We start from the raw sequence: 23,278 nt of genomic DNA, 5'->3' as shown, positions 1-23,278 counted from the left end.
CCCAAATGGACGATTCCCGCATTCAGCCCATCTGGGGGTTACATGGATCTCTCTGTTTTTCCAGAATGGTCAACATTTTCATTATCGCTTCTTCCGGCGCTGTTCGAGGATGGCTGCTTGGGAGATATGTTCGCCATTCCCGATGGGGCTACTGACAGCATCTTCCTCAGCTCCTCTCCCTGCACGTTTTCCTTTTCAGAGAGGATATGGGCCAGATCATTCAAGACACCTGCGCTCTGAGAGAAGCTTCATTGAAAATTTTGGCCAGGTCCGCCCCGACAAAACCCGGTGTGCGACCGGCGATTTTGCCGAGGTCGACATCGGGACCAAAAATCACATTTCTGGAATGGATCTTCAGGATGGCTTCACGTCCATGGATATCCGGTCGGTCGACCAGGACCTGCCGATCGAGTTCGTCCAAAACGATCAATAGCGTTCGAATAGCTCGCTTGAGTAAAGAGGTGTAGGCGACATCGAACCGGTATCCCGCCTCGCGCAAGGCAGCACCAGCCTTATGTGCCTCGGCGATTCCGGCTTCGGCAAGGTCTACGTCTTGCCAACCGGTAAAGCGGTTCTGCTGGTTCCAGTCACTTAACCCGTGCCGCAGGAGTACAAGTTTGTGCCTGCTCTCCATAATTGGCTCCCCTGATCCAGGAGATAAGAATTCAAGATTTAGGGATATTGAGCCTTCACTCTGTCAGTTGATCCTGGCCTGCATGCGAGTCATGTGTAGTCATATGCGTCCACCACAAACATGTTGTGCACCAGCATTCACTATCTGGGGTATTGAATTTTTAGGGCCACCTTTTCGGCCTTTCGCAATTATTAAGCCGAAACCTGATTGGCGGACATGAATCGATGATTTCTAGTTGGGTAAATATCGTATTATCGGAGATGCTCTTTCGAGCAATGTTCGCTAATTACCCTTCGGCCTAACACACCACAGTCGTTAAATTATATCGCCTCTTCTGTATGTTCTCAAAGAAAAATCTGATTTCTAGGCTTTAAAAAAAGTTGGCCATTTGGTGAAAACTCGACCAATAGCCCTGCTGCATTAGGACTGCTAAGACAGTTTGCTAAAGCTATTAGCTGCGTACGACCAAAGAGATGGGGGGCGCCGATCCTGACCATCTTCAAACAGTTTGAAGTAGACTCAAGCTTGAAAAGTGATGTATATCCACTGCGCAACAGGGTGTGTCTCGTTGGCTTTGGAGCAGTATCATCAGCTAGAACCACCCCTGAACGATTGAAGGAGATGGGGCAGCCATCATCGATGGAGACAGCAATAGATTTATCCTGGCAATACATTGCCGTGGATTCTTCACCTCGGTTTACCTTGTTCCTGAGCCGGTAGCGTCTACCGCAGGCCTATCAGGATCATGGTGTATACTAAAGTGTGGGCATGTCGCTCACGATCCCATACATAGGAGGTGCACCATGAAGGTTTCCCAATCAGTCGATTTCCATCTGCAGTATCACCGGGCCAACTCGAAAAAAAATACCCTCAAGACATGTGAGCTCGTGCTCGTCGATTTGCTAAGAGATTTGGCCAACGAGACACTGGGGCAACAATGTACTTCACCAGGCCATATGCTGCTTGCAGCGAGGGACGAATGAAAACACCAACAGTAAACTCCCTAGATTCTGGCCAAAGAGTTTCGATCTTGCAACTGTCTCACAGCAGGAGATCCAAAACGGATTGTCCGTGCTCAATCTAACACCACAAAAACTATTGAACGGCCTCACGCCTCTGGAAGCTATTACTGGTCGACGTGTTGCACTTATTACGTGACTCCAGCGAAGTTCACATGGGAAAGGGTTACGCTTGTGAGGGAATAGAGCTAAGCAACGCTGTCACTGAGAGCTGGCCCGAAAAATTTGAACAAGCCGTTAAGTGGAAAATCTGCTACCAATGAAAGCCTTCCCAGGGCGTAACAAGGAGCAGAACATGGCAAAGAGAACGAGACGGAACCATTCAGCGAACTTCAAGGCAAAGGTGGCCCTTGCAGCATTAGCTGGAGAAAAGACTTTGTCTGAATTGGCAGAGCAATACGAAGTACACCCCAACCAGATTGCGACATGGAAAAGGCAGCTTGCTGAGCGCAAGGCGATGATCAGCCGTAGTCATGATCTGCCAATCAGCCAGCAGGCAAAGCTGTTGGGGATCAGCCGTGGCAGTGTGTATTACCAGCCTCGACCGATCAGTGAGGACGATCTGGTGCTTATGCACCGAATCGACCAGCTTCATCTGGAGCACCCGTTTATGGGTGCTCGCATGCTTCGTGACCAGCTTGTTCGAGAAGATAGAGCTGTCGGCCGCACGCATGTTAGCACATTGATGAAACGAATGGGCATCGAGGCCGTCTATCGAAAGCCGAAGACGAGCAAGAAAAACCCCGGCCACGCCGTCTACCCTTACCTGCTGCGCGGTATGAACATCCACCGGGCGAATCAGGTATGGGCTCTGGATACGACGTACATCCCAATGGCGAAGGGATTTGTGTATTTGACAGCGGTAGTTGACTGGGCCAGCCGGAAAGTGCTGGCGGCGAAAATTGCCATCACCCTGGAGGCTTGTCATGCCGTAGCTGTTCTCAATGAGGCATTCGCTCGCAATGGGACGCCTGAGATCATCAACACCGATCAGGGCAGTCAGTTTACTGCGTTTGAGTTTGTGGAAGCGGTGAAAAGCCGGGGCTGCAGGCTGAGCATGGATGGGAGAGGGGCGTGGCGAGACAATATTTTTGTAGAACGTTTATGGAGAACCGTGAAGTATGAACAGGTGTATCTGCATGCATATGACTCTGTTTCTGAGGCGCGCAGATCGATCATGAGATACTTTGACTGGTACAATCGATCTCGACCGCATTCAGGCCTGAACAGGCGGACACCGGATGAGGTCTATTGCGCAACGATGCCAGCATTGGATCTGGCAGCGTAACCAGGGCGGGTTTTCCACTTAAGGAATGACGAAACCTGTTCAAACGAACTGAGCCACCTCTCTGAATATAATTTACAAGATAGGACAAAAAATTCCAAAGACCTATATTGTATCGGATAAATTTGACTTTGCATCAATGGACAGATAGAATTTATCTAGCAGAAAAACTGCACTTTACATGTTAGGCAGTCTTTCAGGCATATCCTGAAGAACGGTTGTTTATGAACATTCGATGATTTGTAGCTGCTTGCGGTATTGCAAGAAGTTGTAAATCCTCTGAGACGTTACTGTCGTTCTACGTGTGAGCAGTCTACAAGGGTCTTGAGCCCATTTCCTGCCGGAGGTGATTATGCAATTTCCTCCTATCAAAAAGAATGTGGAAACGATGCCGGTTCAACCGAACCTGCTGGATTACGAACATACCTGTGCCACTTTTTCTTGGGATGAGGTGCGCAGGAGTTTTGACGGCCTTCCTGAGAGCGGAGGGTTGAATATCGCCCACGAAGCAGTTGATCGCCATGCAGATGGCCCCCGCCGTGAACATATCGCCATCCGTTGTTTAAGTAAAGACAACAAGATAGTAGAGTTTACCTATGGTGATCTGAAAGAAGGAAGTAACCGTTTTGCCAATCTGCTTAACAAACTGACGGTCACCAAAGGAGAACGGGTATTCTGGCTTGCAGGACGGCTTCCCGCGCTTTACCCGATGTTCTTTGGCACTTTGAAAAACTGCAATGTCTTCTGTCCGCTCTTCGCAGCTTTTGGGCCAGAACCGATCTTCCAGCGTCTGGAACGGGGCGATGCGAGAGTATTGGTTACTACCGAACGACAGTACAATAAGAAAGTTGCACCACATCTACCCCAATTGCCGGCGCTCAAGCATGTCCTTCTGATCGACAAGGAAGAGGACCTGAATGAGCAGGTTTTGTCACTTCCGCGATTATTGGAAACCTCCTCCAGTCTCTTCACTATCCCGCCGACCGATCCCGAAGACATGGCGATTCTCCATTTCACCAGTGGAACCACGGGGATGCCCAAAGGCGCAGTCCATGTCCACAATGCGGTGCTGACCCATGCCGTCACCGGCAAGTATGTGCTTGATCTCCATCCTGAGGATATTTTCTGGTGCACAGCGGATCCGGGCTGGGTGACAGGCACATCCTACGGCATTATTGCTCCATTGCTCCACGGCATCACCTGTATTGTCGACGAAGCGGATTTCGACGCTGAACGCTGGTACCGTATACTCCAGGATCAACGGGTTACGGTCTGGTATACCGCTCCGACAGCAATTCGGATGCTCATGCGCACTCCACCAGAACAGCGGCAGCGCTATGATCTCTCAGCGCTACGTCTGATACACAGCGTTGGCGAACCACTCAATCCTGAGGCGGTACTCTGGGGTAAGCATGTTCTCGGCCTACCGATCCACGACAACTGGTGGCAGACGGAAACCGGCGGCATCATGATCGCCAACTACGCGGCCCTTGAGATCCGCCCCGGATCGATGGGGCGAGCGTTGCCTGGGATCGAGGCCGCTATTGTTACCCGTACAAGTGCGCATTCGGTAAGGGTTGAAGAGCCTGATATAAAGGGAGACCTTGCGCTACGCGTCGGTTGGCCGTCGATGTTCCGTGCGTATCTGCATGATGAAGAACGCTATCGCAAGTGTTTTATCGGAGAATGGTACCTTACCGGTGATCTCGCCAGTCGTGACAAGGACGGCTATTACTGGTTCTTCGGACGAGCCGATGACATTATTAAAACTGCCGGGCATATGGTCGGACCGTTTGAGGTGGAGAGCAGCCTCATGGAACACAAGGCCGTGGCCGAGGCTGGGGTTATTGGTAAACCTGACCCGGTAATCGGTGAGGTTGTGAAGGCCTTTGTTGTCCTTAAACCTGGAATTAAGGAGAGCGAGGATTTGCGCCTGGAACTCATTGGTTTCGGCCGCACCCGACTCGGCTCGGCAGTGGCCCCCAGGGAACTGGAATTTGTCGGTAACCTGCCTAAAACACGTAGCGGAAAAATTATGCGCAGGCTGCTCAAGGCGCAGGAACTTGGGCTACCAATTGGTGACATCTCAACTCTGGAAGAGAGTGAATCGTGATGACGACTCCAATCGACAAAAACCATGCGACCAAACTCTTGCGGCAAATGCTCCTGATCCGCCGTTTCGAGGAAAAATCGGCAGAACTGTACAGCGCCACCAAGATTCGCGGCTTCCTCCACCTCTATATTGGCGAGGAGGCGGTGGCCGTCGGGGTAATGGCTGCACTCACTCCCGAAGATGCAGTGGTGGCCACCTATAGGGAACATGGACAGGCATTGGCGCGCGGTATGAGTGCAGACAGCATCATGGCCGAAATGTATGGCAAACTGGAGGGATGCTGTAAAGGCAGGGGTGGATCAATGCATATTTTTGATTCTTCTACCCACTTCTACGGGGGAAATGCTATTGTTGGCGGCGGCCTTCCTGTGGCAGTCGGCCTGGCCCTGGCCGATAGCATGCTTGGGCGTAACCGGGTGACCTGCTGCTTTTTCGGTGATGGCGCCGTGGCCGAGGGCGCTTTCCACGAATCCATGAACATGGCCGCGCTGTGGAAACTGCCGGTACTCTTTCTCTGTGAAAACAACCTCTATGCAATGGGTACAGCCATTCGCTACACCCAGGCCCAACCAGACATCGCTGCCAAAGCGGTTGGCTACCGGATGAAATCAGCTGCTGTGGATGGCATGGATGTCATGGCAGTAGAGGCCGCAGCCAGTAAAGCTGCCGATCATATCCGTCAAGGGAACGGGCCATACCTGCTTGAGTGCCGTACCTACCGTTTCCGACCCCATTCCATGTTCGATACTGAACTGTATCGCAGCAAAGAAGAGGTAGAGCAATGGAAAGCGCACGATCCCATCGAAAAGCTGACCAGACGGCTCAGTGATGCCGGTCTCTTAAATGATCAAGATAGGGCTGCTCTGGAGCAGGATGTGGCTCGCGAGGTTGAGTCTGCAGTTGCCTTTGCCGAAGCAGGCACCTGGGAACCGGTCGAAAACCTCACCAGCTTCGTCTACTCGGAAAGGAGGGAGCTATGAGCGGCGCGCAGTCAGCACGAAAAACATCCTATCGTGAGGCGGTAAAAGAGGCGATCCGCGAAGCCCTGCAGAAGGATGAACGTGTCTTTCTCATGGGCGAAGATGTAGGCCATTACGGTGGCTGTTATGCGGTCAGCAAAGGATTGCTGGCAGAGTTCGGGCCGGAACGGATCCGCGATACCCCACTATCAGAAGGAGGATTTGTGGGGGCGGGAATCGGTGCAGCCCTCGGAGGATTGCGGCCAATAGTGGAGGTGATGACCGTCAACTTCAGTCTCCTCGCCCTCGACCAGATCCTCAATAACGCAGCCACACTTCTCCACATGTCCGGAGGGCAGTTCAACGTACCGCTGGTGATCCGCATGGCAACCGGAGCAGGAAAACAGCTTGCCGCCCAGCATGCACACAGCCTGGAAGGATGGTATGCACACATTCCCGGTATCCGCGTCCTGTCGCCAGCTACTCTAGAGGATGCGCGCGGTATGCTCTGGACCGCCCTGCAAGACCCCGATCCTGTGCTCATCTTCGAAAACAACACCCTGTACAACATGGAGGGGAATCTCTCAGAAACTGCCGGGCCGGTTGATATCGATACCGCCAGGATACGGAGATCAGGGAGCGACATCACCCTTATCACCTATAGTGCCAGTCTCTATAAGTGTCTGGATGCAGCTACAGCTTTGGCCGGGGAAGGGATAGAAGTCGAAGTTATTGATCTTCGGTCATTGAGGCCGCTGGATGACGCCACATATCTGGAATCCATTTCCCGAACCAACCGGGCGTTAATCGTTGACGAAGGTTGGCGTAGCGGCGGCATCTCTGCGGAAATATCCGCACGAATCATGGAACAGGGATTCTACGATCTTGATACTCCGGTGGAGCGTATCTGTACCGCCGAGGTTCCCATCCCCTATGCCCGGCACATGGAAGAGGCGGCACTGCCAAGGATCGATACGATTATTGACACAGTTAAAAGGATGGTGCGTCATGGGTGAGTTCCGCATGCCGAGCCTGGGAGCCGACATGGAAACCGGCACATTGGTCGAATGGCTGGTCGCACCTGGAACGTTGGTTCGACGTGGTGATATCATCGCCACGGTGGAGACCCAAAAAGGATTATTTGAAATTGAGATATTCGAGGAAGGAATTCTGGGGGAACCGCTTATCCAGGCAGGACAGGAAGTACCGGTAGGCACCGTGCTTGCCCTCATTCATGCCGCAAATGGTTCTGCTGTCAAAAAAGATGCAGTGAGCGACCAGCCGAAAAGTGCACCTGAGCGGTTCATTTGTTCCCCCTCTGCACGCAGACTTGCACGCGAAATGGGAGTGGACCTGGCAACTATTCACGGGACCGGACCAAAAGGTGCTATCCAGCGCATAGACATTGAGCATGCCGCCCAGACAAGGATACCCCCGGCAGTCGAATCGGCAAAGCACGCTCGTACGGAACCAGCGTCACATGAAACACTGCGCCAAGGCATGCGCCAGGCAATTGCTGCAGCAATGAGCCGCTCCAACAGTGAAATTCCGCACTACTATCTGGAGATGGAGATTGACATGAGCCGCTCGCTGCAATGGCTTGAGGTGGAGAACCAGAAACGGACCATCCGGGAACGCCTTCTACCGGCCGTCCTGCTGCTGAAGGCTGTGGCCAAAGCACTGCGGGATATTCCGGAATTCAATGGCTACTGGCTGGATAACCAATTGCAGATTAAAACTGAAATACATATCGGTTTTGCTGTGGCACTTCGCCAGGGGGGCTTGATAACACCTGCCATTCATGCTGTCGACAGCTTGAGCCTCACCGCACTGATGAAAGCAATGTCCGATCTCATCGAGCGTACCCGAAGCGGCCGTCTTCGGAGTTCAGAGATGACAGACGCCACTGTCACAGTAACAAATCTCGGGGATCAGGGGGTGCGGACGGTATTCGGGGTGATTTATCCGCCCCAGGTAGCCCTCATCGCCTTTGGCCGCATTACAGAGCGCCCCTGGGCCGAGGGCGGCATGTTAGGAATTCGTCGTTGCGTGACAGCGACTCTAGCCGCTGACCATCGGGCCACTGACGGGCATCGCGGTTCTCAATTTCTTGAAGTCCTCAACAAGCACCTGCAGCAACCGGAGTCATTATGACTGAGAAAACATTGCAAGACATTCTGTTCAAGGAGTTGAAAAAATTAGCGCCGGAGTGCGACCCTCCCCGTGTGGCTCCTAATGAAAACATCCGTGATGCGCTGGACATAGACTCGTACAGTTTTTTGCAACTGCTGGTTGCCATCAACGAGCAGACCGGTATAGACATCCCTGAAGCAGACTATGCTAAAGTGTCTACAATCGGAGGCATGCTCAGCTATCTTTACGCCCGCCTCTCGTGATACCTGCATCCGCAATTTTTTGGTTACCTGCCCTAAATAGATGTGTTGCTAAGGTATTGATCTCTCCTGGTCCACTGTTCCGGATATCGCTACATATGCAGTTCCAGGTTTCTGAGGTGACGGCGAATAGCCCACCGAGACGCTATTGATATGCGGTTTATCGATTGTGGGGTACTTGAATATCGCCGGGCGCTCGCCATGCAGGAGCGGCTTGCGACTGGAATTGCCGCTGGAAATGAAGAAGAGACTCTGCTGCTTCTCGAACACCCTTCAGTCTACACTATCGGTCAGGGCGGCAACCTTGATAACCTCCTCATTCCATCAATAACGATCGAGCGTATCAACCGTGGTGGCGACGTAACCTGGCATGGCCCAGGCCAGGTGGTGGGATATCCGTTGATCAACCTCGGGCGGCGCGGTCGTGATCTTCACCGCTGGCTGCATTTCCTCGAGGAACTTATACTTCTAACTCTGGACGTCTTCGGGATCAAAGGAAAATGTTATAACAACAACCCTGGCGTCTGGGCCAGGCATGGCAAGATCGCTTTTATCGGTGTAGGAGTTCGCAGGTGGGTGAGCATGCACGGTTTCTGTCTCAATGTGCGTCCTGACTTACGGCAATACGGACAAATCAACCCATGTGGAATTCCCGATCTTCCGGTTACCTCTATGGCTCGCGAGGGATGCCTATTGCTGTCAGAAACTGCTGTTAAGCTTGAGCTGAAAAAGAATTTCGAGCAGCTTTTGCACGAACGAATGCCACAACGGCCCTCTAATAGCTAGGTGGCTCCGGTCATTTGTACAGGCACAGACAATGGGCATAAACGGTTTGATAATGAAGCCCTTCTCAATGAGGGCTCTTGGCAATGTTGTTCGAATGGTTTTGAACAGGCGGTAACAATCTATCTCCGATCCTAAAATCCTACATTAGCAATGGTATTATCCGTTCAAGAATAAACCAGGTTTAACAAGTAATGGCCTATCCCTCCTTTGCAGTCATTGATTATTTTGCTTCCGATTTGATATAATAAACATAATAAAGTCTCATATTCGATTATGCTATTTGTAATAGATCTTTGTTTTCAGGTTATTACGCCAAAAATACAGATTCATATTCTAACGGTGAAAAGGCAAAAAGATAGATCGAAGGTGGAGAGAGAGGGGGACGTACGCCAATGGGAAACGAAAACAATCAAGACGTACATTCTCAGCATCTGAAACTACCTGAAGATACGCGCCCACAGATAGACACCAGCCTTTATTTTTCAAATTCCGAACCACTCTCTGCCGAAGGCAAACAAGAATTGTCTCATATATTTCAAAATTATGAGACACAACTCAATCGTCTGGGCAAAGAATTGCTGAGACAACAGAAGCAACTTTTAACCGAACGTGATCGGTATTTCGATTTCTACAACGCAGTACCGGTAGGTTGCCTTACCGTCAATGAGATAGGGATGATTGTTGAGGCCAATCTGCACGCTGCATGCCTGCTCAATGTCCCCCGCGACACGCTGATCAACCTGTCGATACCAAGATTCATTCATGAAGAGGATAACGACACCTACAGCCAATACCACAGGCAGTTGTTTGTCCTGGGCAAGACACAGGTTTTCGAACTGAGGATGATGAAAGCAGGTGCAAGTACGTTCATGGTACAGATGCAGGCGACGATCTCATACGATGCACAAAGTGAAAAGGTGTGCCATGTCATTTTTACGGATATTACCGGTCGAAAAAAAGTGACAGAAGAGCGAGAACTCATGGCCCGTCTAATTACCCAGATGAACGTAAGCAGTGATCTGCGGACCTGTATATCTGAGTTAACCGAGTCCCTGAAGAACTGGTCAGGTTGCGAAGCTGTTGGTATCCGGTTGCGGGATGGTGAAGACTATCCCTACTATGAAACCCGTGGCTTTCCATTGTCGTTTGTCGAGAAGGAGAGCGCTCTATGCGCCTATGGGCCGGACGGAACGCTGCAACGCGACTTGACCGGCAATCCCGTACTTGAATGTATGTGCGGCAATGTCCTGTCGGGCCGATTTGATCCCGCGCAGCCCTTTTTCACCGCCAGGGGCAGCTTCTGGAGCAACAATACTTCAGCCCTGCTCGAAAACACCACGGAAAGTGACCGCCAGGCTCGTACCCGCAATCGCTGTAATGGCGAAGGGTATGAATCGGTTGCCCTCATTCCCATGCATATCGCTAATCGTGTCCTCGGGCTAATCCAATTCAACGATCACTGTCCCGGTAGGTTTACCCCTGAACTGATTCAACATTTTGAAAGAATAGCCGATACTCTGGCGCTGGCGATCAGCCGCCGGCAGGCTGAGGACGAGTTGCGAAAGAGTGAAGAGAAATACCGTACGATTGCAGAGAATACATATGGCATGGAAACCTGGCAGCTAGCGGATGGCACCTATAAATATGTCTCACCCTCCTGCAAGCGTATAACCGGGTATACGGCTGATGCATTTTATCATGATCCAGAGCTTCTCGAGCATATTGTCCATCCAGAGGATAGGGCGATGCTGATCGAGCATCTTTCGATCAGTCATCCCCCGGGTGTGCAGGAGAACAGAGGTCTGGATTTTCGCATCCTCAGCCCTGACGGTGAAGTTCGTTGGCTCAGTCACTCATGCACCCCGGTATATGATACACACGGGCAATGGGTTGGTTGTCGTGGAAGTTTCAGGGAAATAACCAGGAGTAAACAGTCAGAGGAGAATCGGTTACTACAAGCGAAAAAAGAGCGGCAAATTAACAAAACCACCAGCCTGCAACGCATGGGTGGGGCAATTGCCCATCATTTCAACAATAAACTACAAGTGGTTATTGGATATCTTGAATTGGCCATGGAGCAGCTTTCAATCAGCGAAACGGCCCGTTACAGCGTGGTATCCGCTCTCGATGCGGCTGACCAGGCAGCCCAGGTGAGCAGGATGATGCTCACCTATCTGGGCCAGGTTAAAAGTAAACGAGAACCATGTGATCTTGCGGTGATTTGCCAGGAGTGTTTGCCCACACTGAAAAACCGGCTGCGGCGGGGACTGAAACTGGAAGCTGATCTCCACGCACCCGGCCCTGTCATCAATACCAGTACTAAAGAAATTCGCCAGATCCTGCTCAACACGGTTTCCAATGCCTCTGATGCGACAACTGATGATCATGGCTGTATCAGTTTGCGTGTGACTGTCTCCTTGGCAACGGAGATAGCTTCGCAACACAGATTCCCGCAAGATTGGCAACCGAAGGATTCATCCTACGCCTGTCTGGAAATTCGGGACAGCGGTTGCGGACTATCGGAAAGCGAGATCGAAGAAATATTCGATCCATTCTATTCGACAAAACTGATCGGCCGCGGATTAGGGTTGCCCGTGGTCAAGGGCATTGTGAAGGCGCATGGTGGTGTTGTCACCGTAGAAAGCTCGCAGAGTACAGGCAGTACTTTTCGTAGCTATTTCCCACTCTCACAGAAACGTTTATCCCCACTTCCCGTAGTGGTAAAGAGTACACCAGAAAAACGCCGGGAAGGTACGGTGCTGGTGGTTGACGACGATAAGATTGTTCTCGAAATCACCAGCACATTATTGTCAAGTCTTGGATACTCCGTTCTCACCGCCATGGACGGTATTGAGGCCATTAAAATATTTACGCAGCATAAAAAGGAAATTCAGTTTGTGCTCAGCGATTTTGCCATGCCTCGGATGAATGGCCTGGAGGCCCTTCAGAAGCTTCGGAAAATATCTCCTGATCTCAAAATGATACTTGTTAGTGGTTACAGTGAGCAGGAGGTGATGAACGGTAATTTCAGAGAACAGCCACATTTTTTCCTGAAAAAACCCTATAGTAAGCAAGCACTAAAGGAAACGATTGACCTCATGCTGGTGCCGTAGAATTCCTCCCACCAAGGGACATCACCATTCAGGCTCAGATAAGGTCACCGGAAACCGGCAATGGTAAAAAACTGAAGAAAAAATGTTTTTCGAGCCAACGGAGGAAATCATGACTCTGGAGATCCATGCAGTAAAGATCAACTATCCCGAAGAATGCAATATTATTATCGGTCAAACCCATTTCATCAAGACGGTGGAAGACCTGTATGAGGTAATAATCTCATCAGTCCCCAAACCATGTTTCGGTATAGCTTTTACTGAGGCTTCCGGACCTTGTCTCATCCGGACAGAGGGAAACGATAATGAACTGATTATGGGGTGTGTCAATGCCTTGAATGACATCGGCGCCGGTCATGTCTTCTGCATATTGCTGCGTGATGCCTATCCAATTAATGTCCTTAATCAAATCAAGAGTTGTCCTGAGGTGTGCACCGTCTACTGCGCCACCGCGAATCCGCTTCAGGTGCTCATCGCTTCCTCCGACCAGGGAAATGGAATCATTGGGGTTATAGACGGATTTCCCCCAAAAGGGTTGGAGACAGACACGGATAGGCAGGAGCGGATTGAGCTTTTGCGTCGGTTTGGATACAAGCGGTGATTAACAGGTATATCAAACTATGTACCCGATATTCATAGGTAAATAATGTTCAATGAACTGCAACAAACAACAAATTGAAAAACCTATTATATATAAACCGCGATTTCAAAACACTTTACAAAGATTGTCCTTACCGCAGTTCGTAGATAAGGCAGATGATAGAAAAAAAGCGATTATATTAAGGTTATATCTATACATTTGGCCTCCTTATCTGAATCAAGTGTAGGAAGAGGAGGTAAAGGATTTTTGATTATTATCTGGATGTCACCAGGGATAGAGACTTTCCTACTCAACAACATGATCTTCATGTTTGGGCTGAGCTGTAGCTATTCTTTAAATCATTTTAAATGATTATGGAAAATAACAAATCCGCAACTTCAAGATCTCAAGAAGACGTCGACTCGGATTTAACCAAAATACCCTGGTGGAAAAACTGGAAATTCATGCTTCCAATCTGGGGAATAATTGGCGTCTTTGTCTGGCTAGGTGTTCATTTCAAAATAGATGCGAAGCTTATCGCCTCCGGAGTTTTTCTATTTGGTCTATTATCCAATGCATTTGCCTGGTTGGTTCGTATCATCGCAATTATCCCGGTGGTAGGACCGCTTGTGGTCAAGGTTTTGTCAACTGGTTTCATCTGGCTGCTCAATGCGATAGGCTATTTGGTGTCTTTGGTTGCTATCCAACGAGGCTACTCTAAAGATGTATTGACGTATCGCGGCCTAACCGTCGCTTTGCTCATCGGTATTATTATCGGATACGTGTTGGGGAAATTGATTTGAGGTGAGATGGAAAAAAAATAGACCGATAGCGGTTTGGGGCTTATCCGTAGGGATGCCCAGCAAATTTGAAGAGAAAAATGTAATCATGTCTGTAGATTGTGCGGGAAAATTGGTTTTTTTTCGGGCAGGAAGCGAGGTGAGGGGTCATTCGTTAGTGTTTCTGAAAAAAAAAGGATTGTTTGTCATCATCTCACTATCGATCCGCTTCCTCACAGGTTTTCACATGGAGTGAACTTGAAGAGTGACCAATGAGACATATGAAAAAATACGCGAGTGAAATTCCCTCTGTTGAATCAAATCTTTACCACTCGCTATCCACAGAAGACGTTCTTTCTCATTTTCGATCTTCCCATCGTGGGCTGAGTACCGACGAAGCCTTTCGGCGCCTGACGCAGTACGGTCCCAACCTCATAACGAAAGAAAAGGGCATTCCCCTTTGGCATAAATTTGCTGTAAACCTGACCAACATTTTCGCGATTCTTCTTTGGGCGGCTGCAGCACTCTCATTTGCAACCGATTCCAACGAATCCGGCATTGCCATCGTCGCTGTCATTATCATCAACGCTGTGTTCAGCTTCGTCCAAGAATATAGAGCGGAACGAGCTATTGCAGCACTTCAGAGCCTATTACCGATTGAAGCAAAAGTTCGCCGTAACGGGGAAACCATCAAGGTACCAGCCGCTGATCTTGTGCCGGGTGACATCCTTATTTTGGAGGAAGGCGACAATATCTCCGCTGATGGGCGTTTAATAGAGGAATTCGACCTGCGAACCAACAACTCGACGCTGACCGGCGAGTCTGAACCGGTACGTAAGACGGCAGAGCCTGTGGCGTGCGAAGGATTGACTTTGACACAGATGCCCAATCTGGTTTTTGCGGGCACAACTGTTGCCTCAGGAACGAGTGAAGCAGTGGTCTTTGCCACCGGAATGTCCACCACGTTCGGGCAGATCGCACACGTGACACAATCTGTGAAAGCAGAAGCCTCTCCACTCCAGATCCAGTTCGGCAGCATATCCAAAACGGTTACTCTACTCTCTTTACTTATCGGAGTTGTCTTCTTTCTGATCGGCAGGTTCATAGCACACCTGAACCTTCACGAATGTGCCATTTTCGCTATCGGCATTGTCATCGCAAATGTGCCAGAAGGTTTACTGCCGACGCTTTCGCTGGCACTGGCCAGCGCTGCAAAACGATTAGCCAGCCGGCATGCACTGGTCAAGAAGCTCTCTGCCGTGGAAACACTAGGTTCAACTACCGTCATCTGTACTGACAAAACAGGTACACTCACTCAAAATGAAATGACGGTAACCGGGTTATGGGTAAGCGGTCGTGATCTACAGGTAAGCGGCATCGGTTACGAACCAACAGGAGAAGTTCTTGAAGGTGGCTCTCCCGTGGCCGAAGATCTTGAAGATGACATTCAATGGTTGGTTCGAGTTGCCTCGTTATGCAACAATGCACGACTCCTTGAGCCGGAGCCAGACAAGCCTCAATGGCGCATCCTCGGAGACTCAACCGAAGGTGCTTTATTGGTTGCTGCCATTAAGGCTGGTTTTAACTCAAAGCACGAACTGAACCGATGGTCGTGCGTGACTCAACTTCCTTTCGATTCCCGCCGCAAGCTCATGTCAGTCATTTATCAAGTCGAAGACGCTTCAACTGGAGTGCCACCCTTTACACGGGCCGCATTCACTAAAGGTGCCCCCAAGGAAGTTCTTTCTTTGTGCACACATTTACTCGTAGCCGGGGAAGCGCGCGTCATGACCGAGGAAGACAGAGCGGCCGCTATAAAGCAGAATGACCGGTATGCAGGTGTGGGTTTACGCGTTCTAGCTATGGCCTTCCGCCTGCTGCCAGGCAATTTGCAGGAACACACAATAGAACTGGTAGAGAAGCAGCTGACCTTCATAGGTCTGATAGCTATGCAGGATCCGCCACGTCCTGAAGTATTCGAAGCTGTAGGACGAGCTCAATCCGCAGGTATTCGGGTGGTCATGGTCACAGGTGACTATGGATTGACAGCCGTATCCATTGCCAGCAAAATTGGAATTTTGAGTAACAACAGCCCACGAATAATCACCGGCTCCGATCTAGATGCCATGGACGGAGACACACTGGGTAAGACACTCTCGAGTTCTTGCGAAATAATATTTTCGCGGGTTGCCCCCGAACACAAGCTGAGAATCGTGGAAACCTTTCGCTCACTGGGGGAAATCGTTGCGGTTACCGGAGACGGTGTCAACGATGCTCCGGCCCTGAAAAGAGCAGACATAGGGGTCGCCATGGGGCAAAGCGGCACTGATGTCGCGAAGGAGGCCTCCACCATGATTCTCACCAACGACAATTTTGCGAGCATTATTGCAGCAGTGGAGGAGGGTCGCGCCGTTTATGACAATATTAGAAAGTTCGTCACCTATATCTTTGCGCACTTGGCCGCGGAAGCGGCCCCATATGCAATGTTCGCCCTCTTCAATTTGCCGCTGCCGCTGACTCCCCTGCAAATACTGGCCATTGATCTCGGCACCGAGACCTTGCCGGCGTTGGCGCTTGGAATCGAAAGACCTGAACCGGACGTGATGCAGCGGCCACCGAGACCTCGCGGCGAAAGGTTGCTCAATCGGGCCACCCTCCTTCGAGGCTATTTCTATTTGGGCCTGTTATCGTCTGTCGGAGTTATGTTTGGCTATTTCTGGCAGTTGACACGTTGCGGCTGGTACTGGGGTGTTACCGGCAACGACCCACTTTTTGCACCCGGTTCTCTTTTTCAGCGTCAGGCCGCAACAATGGTGTTTTTGGGCATCGTGATAATGCAGGTCGCCAACGTATTTGCATGTCGCACTGAGCGCGCCAGCGTGTTTAGCATAGGTATTTTAAGCAATCCCCTGATCATTGTGGGTATCATTTTTGAATTAGCCTTTGCTGCCATCGCAATCTATGTTCCCTTCTTTCAGAACCTTCTCGGCACAGCACCAGTTGGATGGGAGAGCTGGCTTGTACTGTTTGCATTCACCCCTCTGGTTTTTGGCGGTGAAGAGGCTCGGAAGGCGATGATGCGGACATCTGGAAAACACACCCGCCTAACCGGACCGCTAGACAGCAAGGAACGAGGGAACGAGAGGAGGCACGACATATGAGGGTAATTATTATCGGATGTGGGCGTGTGGGCATGCAATTGGCTTCCCTCCTTTCCATGGGAGGGCACGATGTCGTGATTGTGGATAGGGATATGCGCGCCTTTGAAAAATTGGGGCCGAATTTTCGCGGCCAAAAAATTGTTGGGGTTGGCTTTGACCGCGAAGTGCTCAAGCAAGCGCAGATTGAGCAGTCAGATGCTCTTGTCGCTATGACAAGCAGTGACAACACAAACATCGTGGTCTCGCTCATTGCCCGAAGGGAGTTCCGAGTACCCAAGATCGTTACACGGGTTCATGAACCGGAACGTGCTGAGATCTACCGCCGTTTCGGCATTCCCACCATTTCTGCCACTACCTGGGCTGCGAATGAAGTCCTAAAGATGATTGCCCATAGGGACTTGGCTTCTCGGCTTACGTTGGGAAACGGTGAGGTGGAAATACTCCAAATCGATTTGCCACCACACCTGGCAGAACATTCCATAAGTGAATTGACCGTGTCCGGCGAAATCATGATCTCAACCATCGTTCGACAAGGTAAAGCGCTCATCCCGTTTTCCGGTAGCAAGCTGCACGCTGGAGATGTTGTGTATCTTGCTGTGCTCAGTTCGTCCATGGAGAAATTAAAGAAGTTATTAGGAATGATGTAAGAACGGGAGGGGGTAAGCATGAATGTGTTGATCGTCGGAGGTGGCAGAACAGGGGCTCTCCTGGGGGAATTGATGGTGAAATCAGGACATAGTTTGACATTTATCGAAAAATGTCGGGAGGTTGCGACCCGCCTATCGGCCGACCTGCAGACGGCAAGGGTTATCGCCGGCGATGGTTCATCTCCTGGAATCCTGCGTGAAGCAGAGACATACAGTTCAGATGTAGTAGTAGCCGTTGCCGGCGAAGATGAAACCAACCTTGTTGTGTGCCTGCTGGCTCGCAATGAATTCCATGTGCCGTTGGTAGTGGCAAGGATCAACAATCCTCAAAACGGGTGGCTATTCACCAAAGACATGGGTGTCGATGTGGCTGTCGATCAGGCTGAAATCATAAGTCGCCTGGTTCAGGAAGAAATAACCTTGGGAGAAATGGTTACATTGCTCAAAATGCGTCGGGGGCGATTGACCCTCACAGAGCAGCGGATTGCTCCAAGTTCCTGGGCTGTGGGAAAAAAAGTGAGTGAACTGCAGCTGCCCGACGGTATTGTGCTGGTGGCCATATTTCGTCCCGGTGAGGTTTTGGTGCCACGCGGCAACACAGTTCTGGAAGCGGAGGATGAAGTACTTGCCCTCGCCAATGCTGGGTTGGAAACATCCTTGATTGAGAAACTCTAAGATTATTATCAATTGCTTAATAGCTATCGAATCACCTGCGATCTGCGGCCATGAGCTCAAGAGAAGGCCATGGGTGGAAGAGCCTAGACACGGATCCAAGGCTATGGTGGCTGGAATATCGAAATAACACTGTTGACGGTCACGGCTTTGCATACATTGGCAGACTATTCATTGAACGATACTGCGGTTATCTTCGACCACATCAATGACATCATGTGCAAACCGGACATCCTGTCTTTATTGAAAGTCGTCAATAACAGTGTTAACGTGCTGCTCTCTCGATCCATTATGACCCTTTTACGTTTTTTTAAGTGTTTTGGATCTTTTTGTTTTTGTTGGTTCGATAATTCACGATTTTTCAATTTTCTTGCTTTTGGCGGCATCATCGGCATATATGCTCAATTCTAGAAGAATGCTGGTGCTTTTTGAGAAATACCTTCTTTTTAAGAGGCGATCAGACCACTGATCATCATAGAATGCATTCATGTTAACACTTTCACTTCAGCCATACTCCCTCAGCAATAAGGGCGGTGGCCTGCTGCTCAGGTCCGTTATAACGACGGTTGTATCATCTGTGGTTTTAGGCGTGGTTCTTTGGATGATTTCATGGTCCTTTGGGCTGGTCGGCGGTATAAAGGAATTTGGCAGCGCCATTCGTTTTGAATTGCCTTATCTGCTTTTGACCTATGCTGCGCTGCTTTACCTGATGCGACCGACTTTCTGGCGCATTCTGTTCGCTGCTTTGCCGATTATCGCACTTTATCTGGTTATCGACCTGCACTATGTTTATATGCATAGTATTTTTAAACTGGATGAGCTCCTTTTGCTGCCGGAGGGACTCAACGTATCTCCGGTTTGGGTACGGATAGGAGCCGGGCTTACTTTTTGTGTCTGGTTGCTGGTTTTTATAAAAAACCTCAAGCGTCGACTCCGGGAGCTGATGGTGCCTTTGCTGCTCCTTGCTCTTGCAGCAGTGATGCCGGTCACTGCCTATTGCATGCCTAAGGAGTTTCTTAAAGCAGCTCGTAGTTTGGGGTTTAGTATCATACCCTGGTCCGACCGCTTCACCTCGGCTGTCATGGGTCGAACGACCGCACTTTTTCTTTTCGCCGCTACCAAGCGCGAGGCCTTGGATGATCTGGCTCAGCATCCTGTAATAGATGACCCCGACCGGAATCCGGCCCTGCTGGTAAACACCCTGTATGATTTCCGAAATATCCATATTCTGGTTCTTGAGTCATTTCTTGATCCCCAACGTTTTTCAGGTTTAGATTTTCGTACATCCCCCGACCCGCCGCAATTCGATGCGCTTCGGAAAAATTTACATATTTCAAAGTCGCCTGTATTTGGTGGTGGTACGGCTCAGGTCGAATTCGAGATTCTTTGCGGGGTACCTGCATTGGAGCTATACAGTCCTGCGGAATTCAGCATGTTCACAGGTGCCTCCAGTCCCTGTCTACCCAACTTACTTGACTCGGCCGGTTATCGGACAATTGCTACCCAATCTTACAAACCGGAGTTTTTCAATTCGGAAAAAGCCTATCAGACCATGGGATTTCAGGAGATAAATTTCCCCTCTGCTTACACGGATAAACACAAGACCTACCTGAAATACGACATTCCCAACAGCTATATATTTGACGGAGATCTTCTTTCCCAAAATCTGTTTTATGTGAAAAAGCTTCTGGCCGACGGCAAGCCGTTTCTCAACTATGTGCTGGGCATCTACGGGCATTTGCCCCATGTCACCGATACCGACCGCTTTCCACCGAAGGTCGATGTGCAGGGCGTCAAACCTGGTTCTCAGGCCTATCTGGCCATTCAACAACACTATTACCGGGCCGAGGCGGTTGCCGAGTACATTAATCGACTGAGGGAGATGGACCCGAAAAGTCTGATCCTGGTGACCAGCGATCACCTACCACCTTTGGACGCCGGTCCTTTAACCTACCAAACCTTAGGCTATTCACTGAAAGATGGTGGCGAATTCAAACAGAATATCTGGTTTTATTTCGGCCCCGAGAGCAAAAACATCGCCTTGCCGGACAAAGATTATGAGTTTATGGATTTTCTTCTCGATAATCTGACCGAAAATCGTATCTGCAGAGAGATGGTCTGCAAAAATCACCATGATGTGAATCTTGTAGAGCTGACCACCAGCTATAATCACATCATTGCTTTGGGCTCGGGTCTGGCCAGCAATGCGTCCGTTCGTTAATCGGCCGTCGGTAGTTTTAATTTGATTTTTCGCTATCCAAAATACCCTTTCTATCCTTTTTCGACTTTTTCGCTGCTCTTCTTTCTTTTGTGGACATGGACGCTTTTTTCTTTTTTTCCCGGTTGCCTTTTTGTTCTTTATTCATGGTGTTTGCTCCTTTTTTGATGAATTCTCCCTTGAGTCCGCTCCTTGCCATTCACCGTGTGTCTGGCTCCAACTGATGCTGAAGAGACTCTGTTGAACAAAAATGTAAAGTGTTATCAGAACAAATATTTATAACCTTCACCTCACCCTAGGTTATACAAGCCGGGCAGCGGATCGATGGATAACCTGTTTTTCTGGTATTTGGTGCGAGTACGACCTGCCAGACATGCAGGTATCTGGCCCGAAAGCAGCCAGCCATACAGAGCAGGTAATAGCTCCACATGCGATAAAAATGGTCGCCGTAGGATCGGTGCAATTTCGGCCAGTTGTCTCGAAAATTCTGAAACCAGGCCATCAGGGTCTGATCGTAATACACCCCAAAATTATGCCAGTCCTCCAGAACATAGTGATGTTCGATGGCAGATGTGAGCTGTTTGGCTGAAGGCAGCATACCGTTTGGAAAAATGTATTTATCAAACCAGGGATCACCGTTGAGGGAGGTGTGGTTGGTAGCAATTGTGTGCAGAAGGAAGAGCCCGTTGTCGTTCAAAATCTTGCGTACAATCTCCATGAAGGTTCGATAGTTTTTATAGCCAACATGTTCAAACATACCGACGGAGACAATGGCATCAAATTTACCCTTCAACTCACGGTAATCCTGCAAGCGGATTTCCACTTGCAAACCTTCACAGCGTTCACGTGCTAGCTGTACCTGCTCTTCTGAAACGGTTATGCCAACAGCTTCAACCCCATACTTCTCCGCAGCATAACGTACCATGCTGCCCCAGCCGCAGCCGATATCGAGTAGCCGCATGCCTGGTTTGAGCTGGAGTTTGCGACAGATCATATCAAGTTTTGCATCCTGTGCTTCATCAAGAGTGCTGGCATTTTGCCAATAACCACAGCTGTAAGCCATATTTTTATCGAGCATGAGGCTGAACAGGTCGTTGCCGGTATCATAATGCTGCTCACCAACCTGCTTGACCCGCCTCCTGTTCTGGCGGTTATGCAACCAAGCCTGGATGTATCTGCATATGTCGACAGTGTTGAAGCGGATGGTCCTGTTGAGTTGACGTTGCAGAACCTTGCAAAAAAACTCATCCAAGGCTTCGCACTCCCACCAGCCGTCCATGTAGGATTCGCCTAGACCAAGGGTGCCCACTGCCAGGACGCGCTCAAAGAACCGTGGATTCTTTACCTGGATGTCACAGGGACGATTGCCGCCTATGATAATATCAGCATCGTGTAGTAGAGTTTGGAAATATTTCTGTGAGGTTGACATGGCTACTTTTCTCATGGCGATACACTTCTCCTGATGGTTGAAGTTATCGGTAAAGCCAGTGGGCAGAATGGGTAGATGTTCTGCCTACCAAGAAAACGTAGTTTTTTATAAATGGCGGGAATAGATAATTAGCCTAACACATTTATACTTCAGATCCGAGACCGATTTCAAGCTGAATGTAGGATGATTGGCTACTGCTTAGTGCTCAGTGCCCGAGTCATGCGCCAGGCTATTCCGCCGGCTCGACGAAACTGGAATTTTCCACTCAAGCCTCCTTATTCCTGATAACCCAGTCTCTGCATTTTTTTTTTGCTTTAGCCACCCATAAAAAAAGACTAGAAAGCTGCGCCATTTCATGTCAGCCTTGGTTTTTTCCAAATTAACAACTATAATTTAACGTAAATCTCAGAAATGTATACCTGCTGAACAGGCCACAAATCCTTACTTTTAGCATTAGGGCTAGAGTTTCCTATTCTGGTTTTAGCATAAGCAATTCTCTGCAACGCAAGCTGTTTCGCCTGGACACTCAGCCTTCAGGTCGTCGTATTAAAGGATGCGGCGTTATAACTCAATGGTTCCCAAAGGGTCCACAGTGCAAAGGAGTATTACAAAATGGCTGAAGGTACAGTAAAGTGGTTTAATGATGCAAAAGGTTTTGGCTTTATTGAGATGGATGGCGGTACTGATGTCTTTGTTCATCATTCTGCAATACAGTCCGAGGGATTCAAATCACTTAAGGAAGGTGCACGAGTGACCTTTGATGTTGTCAAAGGTCCAAAAGGACCCGCGGCAGAGAACGTTGTCCTGAAAAAATAACCTCACCAAATCAACCCCTACAAAGACCTAGTCTAATGCTAGGTCTTTGTCGTTAATCATGAAGCCACTGCCGATGAAAACGACAGACTTTCAGTCCCAAGGTCACCTTCACTACGTTGGCCAGAATATTCACATCTTGTATTAATCCGGCAATTATTTAGGTGAAATTTTCATGGGCACTCTGATTGGGCCTCCTGATGAGATTGCAACTTTGTGGGCAATCCAGGAGGATACTTATTTTGTATCATGATGTCAGCTGTACCTATTTGGCCGCTGGTTTAATAATAGAAACATAAACAACACCAGAGGGGCCGGTATTGATAACTTCAGCTTTTTCTCTTTCCAGCATCTGTCTTATTTTTCCTGTTTCTGTTCTTCTTGCAGCTCATACTTCACATATTTCCGTACCATCTCTTCATCCAAACCAACGGTATCGACACAGTATCCGAGTGACCAGAAATGATTACCCCAATAGGGTTTATTCTTCAATTTCCTAACTCTATTGAAAATTCTGATCGCTGTCCGCTCTTTAAGTACTGCGACAAAATTCAATATTGATATTTTGGGAAGCGCAAACACAATATGGTACTGACAACACCATATCGTCTGTGATAACTTGCGGAAACGGCTCATTGCTTCTCCTTTCGTTGCGTTGTGGGGACAACTCAACTGAGGTA

Annotated in this window: 22 protein-coding genes and 1 pseudogene; 17 read left to right on the top strand and 6 right to left on the bottom strand. The window is 49.4% G+C overall.

Annotated features, from left to right (window positions below; genetic code table 11):
- Positions 1 to 38 precede the first annotated feature (38 nt).
- From BUF15_RS23350 to BUF15_RS28490, 3 genes and pseudogenes are all read right to left on the bottom strand, one after another.
- Positions 39 to 224 (bottom strand): hypothetical protein, encoded by a 186-nt coding sequence (locus BUF15_RS23350; RefSeq protein WP_073616344.1) that lies wholly within the window; start codon positions 222 to 224, stop codon positions 39 to 41.
- Positions 221 to 337 (bottom strand): hypothetical protein, encoded by a 117-nt coding sequence (locus BUF15_RS28495; RefSeq protein ID WP_268753219.1) that lies wholly within the window; start codon positions 335 to 337, stop codon positions 221 to 223. Before BUF15_RS28495 ends, BUF15_RS23350 begins: the two co-directional genes overlap by 4 nt.
- 57 nt (positions 338 to 394) lie before the next feature.
- Positions 395 to 634: pseudogene (locus tag BUF15_RS28490) on the bottom strand (2,3-bisphosphoglycerate-dependent phosphoglycerate mutase); the annotation flags it as partial.
- Between the two features lie 803 nt (positions 635 to 1,437).
- On the opposite strand from BUF15_RS28490, the gene BUF15_RS23340 reads away from it, so the two are divergent.
- From BUF15_RS23340 to BUF15_RS23260, 16 genes are all read left to right on the top strand, one after another.
- Positions 1,438 to 1,617: a hypothetical protein gene (locus BUF15_RS23340; protein ID WP_073616342.1), complete on the top strand. Its 180-nt coding sequence runs from the start codon at positions 1,438 to 1,440 to the stop codon at positions 1,615 to 1,617.
- Between the two features lie 331 nt (positions 1,618 to 1,948).
- Entirely contained in the window at positions 1,949 to 2,941 is a 993-nt protein-coding gene (locus BUF15_RS23330; RefSeq protein ID WP_084554451.1) for an IS3 family transposase, read from the top strand.
- 349 nt (positions 2,942 to 3,290) lie between these two features.
- Positions 3,291 to 5,051, top strand: coding sequence for an acetate--CoA ligase (acsA, locus tag BUF15_RS23325; protein ID WP_073616339.1), 1,761 nt, complete (start codon positions 3,291 to 3,293; stop codon positions 5,049 to 5,051).
- Positions 5,051 to 6,031, top strand: a complete 981-nt coding sequence (gene pdhA / locus BUF15_RS23320; RefSeq protein ID WP_073616337.1) for a pyruvate dehydrogenase (acetyl-transferring) E1 component subunit alpha — start codon at positions 5,051 to 5,053, stop codon at positions 6,029 to 6,031. Before acsA ends, pdhA begins: the two co-directional genes overlap by 1 nt.
- A complete protein-coding gene (locus BUF15_RS23315) occupies positions 6,028 to 7,026 on the top strand; it encodes an alpha-ketoacid dehydrogenase subunit beta (protein WP_073616335.1) in 999 nt (332 codons plus the stop codon). Before pdhA ends, BUF15_RS23315 begins: the two co-directional genes overlap by 4 nt.
- Positions 7,019 to 8,164: a dihydrolipoamide acetyltransferase family protein gene (locus BUF15_RS23310; RefSeq protein WP_073616333.1), complete on the top strand. Its 1,146-nt coding sequence runs from the start codon at positions 7,019 to 7,021 to the stop codon at positions 8,162 to 8,164. Before BUF15_RS23315 ends, BUF15_RS23310 begins: the two co-directional genes overlap by 8 nt.
- Positions 8,161 to 8,406, top strand: coding sequence for an acyl carrier protein (locus BUF15_RS23305; RefSeq protein ID WP_073616331.1), 246 nt, complete (start codon positions 8,161 to 8,163; stop codon positions 8,404 to 8,406). Before BUF15_RS23310 ends, BUF15_RS23305 begins: the two co-directional genes overlap by 4 nt.
- Before the next feature lie 150 nt (positions 8,407 to 8,556).
- Positions 8,557 to 9,189 (top strand): lipoyl(octanoyl) transferase LipB, encoded by a 633-nt coding sequence (gene lipB, locus BUF15_RS23300; RefSeq protein ID WP_073616329.1) that lies wholly within the window; start codon positions 8,557 to 8,559, stop codon positions 9,187 to 9,189.
- Positions 9,190 to 9,764: 575 nt separating this feature from the next.
- Entirely contained in the window at positions 9,765 to 12,302 is a 2,538-nt protein-coding gene (locus BUF15_RS23295) for a PAS domain S-box protein (protein ID WP_159441364.1), read from the top strand.
- 109 nt (positions 12,303 to 12,411) lie between these two features.
- Entirely contained in the window at positions 12,412 to 12,900 is a 489-nt protein-coding gene (locus BUF15_RS23290; RefSeq protein WP_073616326.1) for an adenosine-specific kinase, read from the top strand.
- 347 nt (positions 12,901 to 13,247) lie between these two features.
- Positions 13,248 to 13,682, top strand: a complete 435-nt coding sequence (locus BUF15_RS23285) for a hypothetical protein (RefSeq protein ID WP_200802465.1) — start codon at positions 13,248 to 13,250, stop codon at positions 13,680 to 13,682.
- Between the two features lie 257 nt (positions 13,683 to 13,939).
- On the top strand, positions 13,940 to 16,819 hold the full coding sequence (locus BUF15_RS23280; protein WP_073616324.1) for a cation-translocating P-type ATPase: 2,880 nt from the start codon (positions 13,940 to 13,942) through the stop codon (positions 16,817 to 16,819).
- A complete protein-coding gene (locus BUF15_RS23275; protein ID WP_073616322.1) occupies positions 16,816 to 17,466 on the top strand; it encodes a potassium channel family protein in 651 nt (216 codons plus the stop codon). The genes BUF15_RS23280 and BUF15_RS23275 overlap by 4 nt, the downstream gene beginning before the upstream one ends.
- A gap of 18 nt (positions 17,467 to 17,484) precedes the next feature.
- Entirely contained in the window at positions 17,485 to 18,141 is a 657-nt protein-coding gene (locus BUF15_RS23270; RefSeq protein WP_073616319.1) for a potassium channel family protein, read from the top strand.
- Between the two features lie 93 nt (positions 18,142 to 18,234).
- Positions 18,235 to 18,549, top strand: a complete 315-nt coding sequence (locus BUF15_RS28485; protein ID WP_084554448.1) for a hypothetical protein — start codon at positions 18,235 to 18,237, stop codon at positions 18,547 to 18,549.
- 76 nt (positions 18,550 to 18,625) lie between these two features.
- The gene (locus BUF15_RS23260) at positions 18,626 to 20,359 is read left to right on the top strand and encodes an LTA synthase family protein (protein WP_073616315.1); all 1,734 of its coding nucleotides are present in this window, start codon (positions 18,626 to 18,628) and stop codon (positions 20,357 to 20,359) included.
- Between the two features lie 16 nt (positions 20,360 to 20,375).
- On the opposite strand, the gene BUF15_RS28145 is transcribed toward BUF15_RS23260, so the two are convergent.
- Positions 20,376 to 20,504, bottom strand: a complete 129-nt coding sequence (locus BUF15_RS28145) for a hypothetical protein (RefSeq protein WP_268753217.1) — start codon at positions 20,502 to 20,504, stop codon at positions 20,376 to 20,378.
- Positions 20,505 to 20,651: 147 nt separating this feature from the next.
- The gene (gene cfa / locus BUF15_RS23250) at positions 20,652 to 21,851 is read right to left on the bottom strand and encodes a cyclopropane fatty acyl phospholipid synthase (protein WP_407642646.1); all 1,200 of its coding nucleotides are present in this window, start codon (positions 21,849 to 21,851) and stop codon (positions 20,652 to 20,654) included.
- Positions 21,852 to 22,397: 546 nt separating this feature from the next.
- On the opposite strand from cfa, the gene BUF15_RS23245 reads away from it, so the two are divergent.
- Positions 22,398 to 22,601: a cold-shock protein gene (locus tag BUF15_RS23245; RefSeq protein WP_073616309.1), complete on the top strand. Its 204-nt coding sequence runs from the start codon at positions 22,398 to 22,400 to the stop codon at positions 22,599 to 22,601.
- A 354-nt stretch (positions 22,602 to 22,955) separates the two neighbouring features.
- On the opposite strand, the gene BUF15_RS23240 is transcribed toward BUF15_RS23245, so the two are convergent.
- Positions 22,956 to 23,234: a transposase gene (locus tag BUF15_RS23240; protein ID WP_073616307.1), complete on the bottom strand. Its 279-nt coding sequence runs from the start codon at positions 23,232 to 23,234 to the stop codon at positions 22,956 to 22,958.
- Positions 23,235 to 23,278 lie beyond the last annotated feature (44 nt).

Source organism: Desulfopila aestuarii DSM 18488, assembly GCF_900143695.1.
GTDB classification, from domain to species: Bacteria; Desulfobacterota; Desulfobulbia; order Desulfobulbales; family Desulfocapsaceae; genus Desulfopila; species Desulfopila aestuarii.
The sequence above is the reverse complement of the archived record's forward strand: the minus strand, read 5'-3'. Positions and strand labels throughout refer to the sequence as shown.